The organism is Caballeronia sp. GAFFF2 (genome assembly GCF_023631485.1).
Taxonomy (GTDB): domain Bacteria; phylum Pseudomonadota; class Gammaproteobacteria; order Burkholderiales; family Burkholderiaceae; genus Caballeronia.
Map to the genome: position 1 here is coordinate 1 of NZ_JALQDA010000036.1, position 9984 is coordinate 9984.

At 56.4% G+C, this 9984-nt stretch carries 11 protein-coding genes and 3 pseudogenes; 7 read left to right on the forward strand and 7 right to left on the reverse strand.

Annotation, left to right across the window (positions count from 1 at the left end):
• From NCT04_RS34900 to NCT04_RS29910, 3 genes and pseudogenes are all read right to left on the reverse strand, one after another.
• A partial coding sequence (locus tag NCT04_RS34900) for a transposase (RefSeq protein WP_502800713.1) occupies positions 1 to 179 on the reverse strand: 179 nt, incomplete at its 3' end.
• Positions 180 to 224: 45 nt separating this feature from the next.
• Positions 225 to 523 (reverse strand): annotated as a pseudogene (locus tag NCT04_RS29905) (transposase); the annotation flags it as partial.
• A 50-nt stretch (positions 524 to 573) separates the two neighbouring features.
• Positions 574 to 1335 (reverse strand): annotated as a pseudogene (locus NCT04_RS29910) (IS3 family transposase); the annotation flags it as partial.
• A 769-nt stretch (positions 1336 to 2104) separates the two neighbouring features.
• Here NCT04_RS29910 and NCT04_RS29915 point away from each other — a divergent pair.
• From NCT04_RS29915 to NCT04_RS29925, 3 genes and pseudogenes are all read left to right on the forward strand, one after another.
• Positions 2105 to 2464, forward strand: coding sequence for an ElaB/YgaM/YqjD family protein (locus NCT04_RS29915; protein WP_250469520.1), 360 nt, complete (start codon positions 2105 to 2107; stop codon positions 2462 to 2464).
• A gap of 1376 nt (positions 2465 to 3840) precedes the next feature.
• Complete coding sequence (locus NCT04_RS29920; protein ID WP_250469521.1) at positions 3841 to 4071, forward strand: response regulator; 231 nt, start codon at positions 3841 to 3843, stop codon at positions 4069 to 4071.
• Between the two features lie 165 nt (positions 4072 to 4236).
• A pseudogene (locus tag NCT04_RS29925) lies at positions 4237 to 4482 on the forward strand (response regulator); the annotation flags it as partial.
• A 255-nt stretch (positions 4483 to 4737) separates the two neighbouring features.
• Here NCT04_RS29925 and NCT04_RS29930 read toward each other — a convergent pair.
• Positions 4738 to 5079, reverse strand: coding sequence for a hypothetical protein (locus NCT04_RS29930; protein ID WP_250469523.1), 342 nt, complete (start codon positions 5077 to 5079; stop codon positions 4738 to 4740).
• A gap of 513 nt (positions 5080 to 5592) precedes the next feature.
• Here NCT04_RS29930 and NCT04_RS29935 point away from each other — a divergent pair.
• From NCT04_RS29935 to NCT04_RS29945, 3 genes are all read left to right on the forward strand, one after another.
• Positions 5593 to 6309 carry a hypothetical protein gene (locus NCT04_RS29935; protein ID WP_250469524.1) on the forward strand — a complete coding sequence of 239 codons (717 nt, stop codon included), beginning with the start codon at positions 5593 to 5595 and terminating at the stop codon, positions 6307 to 6309.
• Positions 6310 to 6320: 11 nt separating this feature from the next.
• Positions 6321 to 6770, forward strand: a complete 450-nt coding sequence (locus NCT04_RS29940; RefSeq protein ID WP_250469525.1) for a YsnF/AvaK domain-containing protein — start codon at positions 6321 to 6323, stop codon at positions 6768 to 6770.
• A gap of 82 nt (positions 6771 to 6852) precedes the next feature.
• Complete coding sequence (locus NCT04_RS29945) at positions 6853 to 7713, forward strand: YsnF/AvaK domain-containing protein (protein ID WP_250469526.1); 861 nt, start codon at positions 6853 to 6855, stop codon at positions 7711 to 7713.
• Positions 7714 to 7806: 93 nt separating this feature from the next.
• Here NCT04_RS29945 and NCT04_RS29950 read toward each other — a convergent pair whose 3' ends face one another.
• The 3 genes from NCT04_RS29950 to NCT04_RS29960 all read right to left on the reverse strand — a co-directional run bounded on the left by NCT04_RS29950 (position 7807) and on the right by NCT04_RS29960 (position 8861).
• Positions 7807 to 8106 carry a hypothetical protein gene (locus NCT04_RS29950; protein WP_250469527.1) on the reverse strand — a complete coding sequence of 100 codons (300 nt, stop codon included), beginning with the start codon at positions 8104 to 8106 and terminating at the stop codon, positions 7807 to 7809.
• Positions 8103 to 8477, reverse strand: a complete 375-nt coding sequence (locus tag NCT04_RS29955) for a phage holin family protein (protein ID WP_250469528.1) — start codon at positions 8475 to 8477, stop codon at positions 8103 to 8105. The genes NCT04_RS29950 and NCT04_RS29955 overlap by 4 nt, the downstream gene beginning before the upstream one ends.
• 87 nt (positions 8478 to 8564) lie before the next feature.
• Entirely contained in the window at positions 8565 to 8861 is a 297-nt protein-coding gene (locus tag NCT04_RS29960; RefSeq protein ID WP_250469529.1) for a CsbD family protein, read from the reverse strand.
• A gap of 325 nt (positions 8862 to 9186) precedes the next feature.
• On the opposite strand from NCT04_RS29960, the gene istA reads away from it, so the two are divergent.
• The coding region (istA, locus tag NCT04_RS29965) for an IS21 family transposase (RefSeq protein ID WP_502800712.1) at positions 9187 to 9984 on the forward strand (798 nt) is incomplete at its 3' end.

Genomic DNA, 9984 nt, shown 5'->3' on the forward strand with positions numbered 1-9984 from the left:
CGAACCCAGTTTCTTAACGTTTCGCGTGAGCAACCCATCTTGGCGGCAATCGACTGGATTGCTTCCCATTGCGTCGCATACTCCGCACGATGCTCGAACACCATACGAACCGCGCGCTCACGCACTTCCGCCGAATATTTCGGCGCTGTCTTCCATTTTGCTTTGTCGAGGTTTTCCATAACCCTATTCTCTCAGGAGTAAAGGTCTCCGGAATACCCGGTGCGCTTCACCCTGAGCGGGCCATAATCGGTGATGAGCGTCTTGCCGCTGGCGCCGTTACGTTCGTTGCCCTGGCCGTCGGGTTTCGGCTGCCCCGCCAGGTAGCCAGATGCATCTTCATCTCGGCGCCCATCGCGCGCTCGATGAGTGCCTTGTTGAACGCCAGCATCAGGTCCTGGACCTCGGTGGGCGTCATCGGGCCTTTGACCAGGTCATCCAGCAGACCTTCCGGAAGGGCAGGCAGCGGCCCTCGAGCCGCTGCCTGAGAAGCGACGGTGCGTTTCTTCTTCATCGGCATATCCATGACTTTTACCTCTCATAATATGCCTCGCCCACAGAATTGCGGATAGGTCCCACATCAGGCTTATGCATAAAGGCAATGTAATCGTGCTTGATTGTCTTCACAAACGACTTGGCCATACCGTTACTCTGCGGCGAACGAACAGGCGTCGTCAACGGTTCCAGACCCAACTCGCGGGCAAAGCTGCGCGTACGGTGGTCGATGTAGGCAGAGCCGTTGTCCGACAGCCATTCGATGGGTGCGCCTGCCTGCGGCGTGCCGAAGCGTTGCTCGACCGCTGCGAGCATCACATCGCGCACGACGTCGCCGCTATGGCCGCCAGTAGTCGCTGCCCAACTAATAGCTTCCCGGTCATGGCAGTCCAGCGCGAACGTCACGCGCAACGGCGAGCCATCGTCACAACGGAACTCGAAGCCGTCCGAGCACCAGCGGACGTTACTCTGGTCAACGGCAATGCGTCCATCATGTCGGCGGGTATCGCGTCGCTGGCCAAGGCGCCGGAGCAGCAACTGATGGTCACGCATGACGCGATAGACCCGCTTGGCGTTCACGCACGGCGCACCGGTCAATTCGTGACTACGTCGCAGCAATGCCCAGACTCGTCGGTATCCATAAGTCGGCAAGCCCGCCACATGCTCGTGGATTGCAGCGACCAGTTCCGTGTCGTCGGTCTGTCGGGCGCGGCGGCCGTCCTGCCAGTCTGGAGAGCGGGCTTTTCTGACTGCCAAAGCAGAGCGCGCCACGCCGAGAACATCGCAGACCGTTTTCATTGGTCGTCCCCGGGCAGTAAGGGCGAGCGCGCAATCCAGTTTTTTGAGCGGCCATACGGTCGAACAGTTTGGACACAGCAGATTGGGCGTCGCTTTATGATTTTATAATCAGATGTTTCGGGTCAAGACAGCCATTACGAACCGTTCGATCGCAAGAGTGCGTTAGACAGGTCACGAACAGTGTGGATGACTAATTGATGGCGAGCAATGCGTTTTTGTGTTTATCTGCACTTCATATTCGTCTTGGGAAGCGGACTGTCACTCCCGCGAAGCGAGGAGGATGTGCTGAAACGCGCTGACGATTTTATTTTTTGCGACTACTCGACAGAGGGTGGAAATGAGGACAGAGGACGGCCTGGTTATGGTGCTAGCGCTGCGCAGAGCCATCGTTGCAAACGAATTTAAGAACGACGCGGCCGTGGCGATGCGAATACTTGAGCTAATCACTAATATTGGCCGACTTGACCCGCAAAACTTGGAAATAGTTGGCGCACTCGTCATCGCGCGTGCAGATGTTGTCCTCAAACGTCCCATACTCGCGCTAGATCGCATTGAAGCAATTGTTGCAGCGCGCGGGGGTGAGCGTTGACGTGAGCCGAAGGGCGAGAACCGGTCCTTCTCAATCATTGCACTTTGCGGCCGATCAAATTCTCGGCTTGCGAACATTCTGTGAACAGTTGTACGTTTGGTCGCAGCACGATTCCCTCTAGAAACGCCGAAGGCGGAACAACGATTGCATCTCAAATGGAACCGCGAAAAGTCGAACTTCCGAACCAATTAAAACTCAACGCTGTTTAACCCTCGCGGCGATGTCATGGACAAAATTGCTGAAAAATCCGTCAACTCTCTGGTCACCGAAAAAGGTGAGAGTGCTTACCCGTTTCCTGTCGGTGAGGAAGACGCCTCAACAGCGAGAACCGAATTTTTGTCGGCAAGCAGCGAAGGGAGTCTCCGCGATGCGTCCCAATCTTGGGACGCTGATACCAACACCCCTTCGTCAGCCGCGGAAGGCTTCGGAACGAAGAAAAAGCTTTCCGACGTCCAAGATGCGTTGGTCAACAGATATCGAGTCGCGAGTGAAACAACCGACGATTTCGTGCACGACAGTCCTTGGAAAGCGATCGTCATGGCAGCATTGGGTGGTGTAGTAATAGGCATGATGATCTCACGGTGAGCCGAGCCGATGCGCGGCCGAATGTTCCGCGCAGATCCATCATCGAAAGGCAGGCGTCTTTCATTAAGAGAGCCAATTTGCCGACAGGTCACCGGGCTCGTTGAGACGTGCGGGCGTATCGCACCTGGACTGTCAAGAAGGGCTCTCATGCTCAACGAGTCGATGTGCTTACCGCAAAAATTTTCGGGATTTTGGTCCTGGTCTGCTCGGTTGTTGCACTGGCGGACGAAAATGAAAGACCCCGAAACGCGGCAACGGTCGTGGGCCAGCCTTCGCCCTCACAAGATAACGCTACCAATGTGTTGACGTATTTGCACTCGGGCGATCGACATCCGTCTAACCCTGCGACTGGACCAAGCATAAAGAACGACATCCCCGGATTGGGGCAAGAACGACGCTCGCCACCAAACGAGCATGCTTCGCCAGGCAGTGGAATGAAGAAACCATATTAAAACTATTGGGGCGCGGGATGGGGCTCATTCGCCAGCCCGATTGCAATGACGGCCCCTGCACGAACTGGCCGATACGGTTTCGGCTCGATCGAGATGCCAACCATCACCGGAAGGAACGCGGAACTCGCGCCCATCGATGCGCGTTCCGGCCCAAAGCCTTGCCGCTCTTCAAGAACAGGTGAGAAGTGCAACCTTTCGCCTGGAGCGCCGTCGAGCGGAGCTTGCTGCCGGTTGTCGAGATCATCGACGACCGGGGCACCGACTACCTGCGGTCGCTCGATTAACGCCGCAGGTCTGAGGCCGAAGCGACTATGTGGGCAAATCGTCACCGATTTCCGACTCAAGGTGCTCGGCGACCGGCTGACGTTAAACGAAGACGAAATGCGGCTGCTGTAAGTCGCGCTCACGCGCGCTTAGCACGTGCTCGACATCTCAGACTTTCGGGACGAGTTGCTGCGGGTTTTCAACGTGCCGAGACCTTCTGGCAGCTATGAATGTTTTTGAGGAATTTAAGACTTCCGAAAAAAACCATATAAGCCAAACGTTGATTCATCTGATTGGCAAATTTTTATCCACTCTTTTCATTACCTTCGCTCTGTTGGCTGCTACAACAATGTCCATATCGGCGGAGCGGGACCTGTCACGCTCGTTTTCGCACATGGCTTCGGCGACCAGAACATGTCGCGCACTTACGCGCCGACGTTCGGGAAGGGTTATCTGCGACGGACCCAAGCATCTCCAGTAGCGGCGAGTGAGTTTGGTGAGGTACTTTGCCGCCCATGGTCAGGAGGTCCAGGCAACGAATAGCGCCGCGTTTTGATCGTCGACGACAGTGAAGACGCAGCGGTTAGCCTTTCGATGCTGCTTGGAATTGATGGACACGTGACCGCAACTGTAAGTAGCGGCCAGGCTGCTTTGCGGTGAGTGTCCGATATTCGAGCCGATGTTCTGCTCATCGATATTGGCCTGCCGGACATATCCGGTTTTGAAGTCGCCCGAAAACTGCGGCTCGAGTCTCCGAGCGAAACCCTCTTACTGATCGCGCTTACCGGCTGGAGCCAGGAAGCGGACCGTCAGGCGGCATTCGATGCAGGCTTTAACCATCATTTGGCGGAACCAGTCGATTACGATCGTCTACTCGCGCTGCTGGCATAAATCGGGACTGACTGTTGCTTTAAAAAATTGAGCCGCATGGTCCACCGTAATAGCAGGAAGTATCACATGCCGAAAATCTTGCTCGTCGACGATGAACCGGCAATAGCTGAAGTGCTCTTGATGATTCTCGATGACGCCAAATACTAAACGAGAGTCGCGCATGATGGAATTGCGGCTTTAAAAATCGCTGAAGGCTGGTTGCCAGACGTCATCGTTTCTGACTGGCAAATGCCGGAGATGAACGGCGACGAGCTACTCAATCATCTCAAATCGAACGACCGACTTCGCCATATTCCCGTGATCGCCATAAGCGCGACACCTCCTGTTTCGGAATTGCGATTGATCGCCTTGCTACAAAAACCTTTTGCCGTGGGAAAGTTGCTGCGCGTGATTTCAAAAACATTGGGCTAACGAAGGTGTGGTTCGTCTACGCCTGCACTGTTTCACGAACGGCAAGTACGAATTTGAGTTCGCGGTAAGGCCGCTTTTGCTCGGCGAAGAAAGACATAACGTGCCTCGATTGGGCGATCTTTTTACAACAACATCGCATAGAGATGCTCAGTTGTCGTGGCCTCTCGGAAACGCTTTTCGACGAAGGCGTTCCCGTGCCTGCTCGATTGAACCGTTATTGCAATGAGACGCGGTACCGGGACCGGTTAGAGCGACTCATTCGCGTTGCTCCTTTCGTTGCTCAATCGCTTCTAGAACGGCATCCGGATCGCTCGCCGCCTGCAGGGTTTCCGCATGTTGCTCGTGCCGGCCAGGTATGTGAGGAAGATCGCGTCGAAGCTCTTCAAGCAACATTATGATCTTGGTGGTTTTCTGCTCGGCCAGCAGATTGATCTGGAGTTGGAGATGCGTGCGATCTTCCTCGATACGCGCTAGCGATTTTGCCGAATAAGCACCGCCATCGTGATCAGGACACCGATGAAAGTGACAATGTCCTGTAACAAAGAAACGGCGGTTCGTCGAAGTAGCGATAGCCGAGGTGATGCAAAAAGACGTCACTGACGATCCATGCCACGCTTGCACATAAAAAAGTCAGTAGAAATCGCGGTTCGCCAAAGAACACGCTGACTCGCTCAATCATTCTTTCTAGCATGGTGCGCTTCGCATCCTCGCGCTGAGCAAACTGCGACACTTTCTCCCGATTTCGTAAGTCGCTTCGGAAATGCTCGTGGCGGTGCTGTTGTCGGCCCGTGGATCTGGGTCATGTCAGCGCTGGAGTGTCGGTGGAAGTAGCCAAGTCAGAAGGGGGTTCCTTCACCTCCAACATAACGCAATGTACGGGACAACGTGTTGCCCCAGCATCGACATCAAATAACCCCCGCGAGGCTGAAAGCGGCGTTCATCCGCTATGTGAGATCGAGATTGCTCTCGAATTCATGTCGAGGGTTCCGTTGTTCACGGCAATCTCCATTCTTGATCTAACGCATTCTGAATGCCTTCGGTTGGACGCACGGCACGGCGTTTGCGACCTACGCAGGCTTGCACAAAATTTAATAAACATTGGAGGCAATTATGAAACTGCTTACAACCAGCGATGGACTACCACGCTTGTCTTGGGGGGCCGTCATCGCGGGCGTCATCCTTTCGATGATCGTTTATTTGATCATGAGCGTCCTAGGCGCGGCGGTCGGCGCTTCGCTCCTTTCGCCGATGTCTAAGCCCGATGCGTTGCACGGCTTTGGATTTGGCTCTGGGGTGTGGGTTATCGTCACCACCGTCATTGCGGTTTTGGTCGGTTCTTATTATGCGGGGCGCTGCGCACCGGTGCTGGGCTGGCTGCATGGCCTGCTCTCGTGGGCAGTCATGACACTCCTGGTCGTCTACGGCATGACTTCGCTCATCTCTGGAGCAGTCAATACGGCGGGCAGTGTTGCCGCGACGAGCGCGCAGGTCGGTGCGACAGCTGCGAATCAGTCGGGCAGCGGCAATCAGATGGTCGACTCGGCCAAACAACAAGTCCAGGCGGCAGTAGCATCGGCTGCATCGGCCGCCTCCGGCCCGGACGCCGAGCAGAACGCGCGTGCGATAGCGGATGCCGCCGCGCGAGGCGTTGCCCGAGCGAGCTGGTTCTCATTTGCCGCGCTGATCGTGGGCGCGATCATCGCCATCGTTTCGGGCGCGACCGGCTTCCGCCACCAGCCTCCGTTTGAAGAAGGCGGCGGATCGGCAGCCGATCGCGATGTAGCCCCCGCACGTGCTCGCACGGTTCAAGCGGGTCGTCGTACTTGATAAAACTTTCAATGAACTCAAAACTGCCTCCAAACGCTCCGCCGCCGCCCGCTGACGTGTCTGACGAGGTTCGCCTCGCTGCCGTGCAGGAGGAACTTGCGGTGGACGTCAGAAAAACAGAAACCGGCGCAGTGCGCGTGCGTAAGGTCGTGCATGAGGAAATGCAACCGGTCGCCATGCGGCTGAGGAGCGAACAGGTCGAAGTCAGCCGCGTCGCGGTCAACCGTGCAGTAGACGAGCGCAGCGAACCACGGCAGGAAGGTAACACCCTGATCATCCCTGTCTACGAATACGTGCCTGTGGTCAGGATGCAACTGACCTTGAAGGAAGAGGTACACATTAAGACCACCGAGTCGCAAAGGGACATGGTGCATCAAGTGCTCGTCAACACCGAGGAGCTGATCGTGGAACGGCGCGAAGGTGCGGATGGCGAATGGAGACGCGACCCGAACGTGAATTGATAGACGCAGGAACAGCGGTTGCGAGAGCACGGCACGCGCGGTATTCCTGGCTTAGCGTAGGCCTTTCTTTGGAGATGCTGCTATGACTCAAACGATCATCGGTGTATTTAACAGTTTTCAAGATGCCGAGGTTGCACAGGCTCGGCTCGAAACAGAAGGCGTCGCCCGTTCCGATATGAGCGTTCACACGAACGATGCCGGTTCTTCTTTTGGTACCGACACCGCCACGCGCGATGTGACGACGGGCGGTACCGGCGAGCAGCACGAAGGCGCGATGGGACGTATCGAACACTTCTTCAAGAACCTTTTTGGCGACGACGATCGTCCCGAGGAAGTCGACCACTACCAAGAAGCGGTTCGTCGCGGCGGCGCGCTCTTGTCGGTGGACGTGCAAGACGAATCCGCAAGCGCGCGGGTACGCGACGCACTGTATGCTGCAGGCGCTGTTGATATTGATTCGCGCGTCGCCCAGTGGCGCGGTGCCGGATACACCGGCTACGATCGCAGCGCTCCTGCCTATACCGCCGACCAGGTCGCGGCCGAACGACAGGCGTTCCCAGTCGTTCAGGAGTCGCTGGAGGTTGGCAAGCGCGTCGTCCATACGGGCGGCGTGCGAGTGTACTCACGGCTGACGGAGACGCCAGTCAGTGAGTCCGTATCGCTTCGCGAAGAGCACGCTAGCATTGAACGGCGGGCGGTCGATCGGCCTGCGACTGCAGCAGACTTGAAGGAAGGGTTTGTCGAGATCAAGGAAACAGCGGAACAGCCTGTCGTTGCAAAAACGGCACGCGTCGTCGAGGAAGTGGTCGTGGGCAAGGAAGGCTCTAATCGAACCGAGACCGTCAACGACACGGTGCGTGGAACTGAGGTAGAGGTCGAACGAACCGCGGGCCTCGAAGGCGCGTCGACGACTACCTCTGATACCAAGAAAACGCCGCTTTAAGTGCGGATGGGCCGGCTTGCTTCGTGATCGCGCAGGCACGCAGCCGGCCATTTAAGTCCCGCGGGCGCACACCCGAGAGACGCAGGTTCCGTCTCAACGACGGAACAAGTTCCTTAACGAGTATGTCATCCAAGGAATGAGTATTCGGCCGAACAACGATTTCACCACGTGCTTCGGCCCCAGGACAACGGTTGCGACCGAGACGACAGAAATCAGCTGCGCATACGGCGACTGAAGAATCACCGGTCCCTGTTGAACTGGACGTGCGCGCTCGCCGCGCCGGGCTTCGGCAATCGACGAGTTGATATGGTTGGCCGCGATCAATTCTGCCCGTGTCGCGCCCATTCGGACGAGAACCGTCCGTTGGGAGGTGCTAACGTTGTTTGCGCTCACTTCATCGACTCCTTAACAGCCGCGATATCAGCTTGCATTTCGGACCGAAGTGACCTAAATGGTACCGTTGGTTTTTGTTTCCGCATCACGAAAAATGCGGCGATTGAAACGACCAGCCAAAGACCGGCGATTCCCCAAACCGAAGCAAGAAAGTAGGGTGTCTGCCAAGCGGTTGCGATAATTGCGAAACAAAGGAATGACAGCGTGAACAAGATCCCTATCGCAAGCGTTACCATTGCGATGAGCTCACGCATAACCTTGGCTTTAGCTTGTTGAAGTTCGCTGAGAAACAGCTCGCTATAGTCCGCCACCCTCGCTGTACAGAAATGACCGACGTTGCGCCAACGCGTGATTTTAGAGTGGATCGACATATGGTTTCGCCCCTGTTGGGTGGCAAGGGGATGACGCCTTGCCACCGCGCCGCATGGTGTTGACTTTTGTAAAGGATAATTAATTACCTACGTCCCGCGATATCTTGTCGTGTTGCGGCGGGGTGGCGCTGAGCTTGCGCTCGCCCAAATGGCGCCCAATAAGAAACCTAGCCCGCCCACGATTGCAAGCGCGGTGAACGGGTTATCAGTTGTCTTATCGCGCACAATGTCGGCGGTGTCGGCGTACAGTTGTTGCGCCTTGCCGCCGAGTTCTTTCGCCTTCCCTGCGACCTGTGTTCCCGTGTCGCCCATTACTGAACCAACCGCATCCTGCACCTTACCGGTAATCTGCTGAACCGTTCCTTCCGCCTTATTCGTTTCCATGTTTCCTCCGCTAGTTGAAAGGCGTGGAGCAAGCCTTACGTTATTGTCTCCCACTCAGATCATGCCTTATGCGGCTAAGTGTTGATTAAGTTAGGCACCTTCGCACACGTGCAAGTTGTGTACCCGTAGAATGCTTTTCTTTGGCCTGGCCTCGCTTCCGCGCGAGTTCTCAAGGAGTGGTGAAAGCGGCTCGCCGTCGCACCCTTGTGATTGATGCACCAACCACGCGACTTACGCGTGTCATCGGCACCAGTAAATTGATACACCGTCGGCACTGAGGATTTGATACACCTCGACGAAGGGATAATGGCCGCTTTGAGCGGCGATGATCTCGTACGAGGGATACATGCAGATCAGGATATTGCACAGGCAGGGCAAGAGCCTGCGTGCCATTGCTTGTGAGGTTGGCTGCTCGGTCAACACGGTAAGGAAGTATCTGGCGGCGCGGGACGCGCCGAAGTTTCGGCCCGCGGCGACTCCGCGCGAGTCGATACTGAAACCGGTCGAAGCCTACCTCCGGGAACGGATCGCGGCAGCGGCACCGGACTGGATTCCAGCGACGGTTCTGTGGCGCGAGAGTCAGTCGAAGGGATTCGATGGCGGCGAGAGAATCGTGCGCAAGTTCGTTGCCACATTGCGACCTGTACCGGCGCCCGAACCTTTGGTGCGATTCGAGACTGCTGCGGGCGATCAGATGCAGGTCGACTGGGTCGAGTTCCGCAGACGCAAAGAAGCGAATCTGTTCGCATTCGTGGCCACTCTCGGCTATAGCCGCGCGACCTACGTCGAATTCGTTTCCGACATGCGGCTCGATACTTTGCTCAGGTGTCACGTCAACTGTTTTAACTGGTTCGGCGGTGTGCCGCGCCGTGCGCTTTTCGACAACATGAAGACCGTTGTCATAGAGCGGGACGCGTATGGTCCAAAGCAGCACCGCTTCCAGCCGGGGTTTCTCGACTTCGCCCGGCACTACGGGTTTAAGCCCGAGCTATGTCAGCCTTATCGCGCGAAGACCAAAGGCAAGGTCGAACGGATGATTGAACCGCCCCGGAAATGTAGGAGACTTCGGATCTTGGCTGTAACGGGAGATTTGAAGCATGGAAAGCGAAGGCAAGACAAGGAA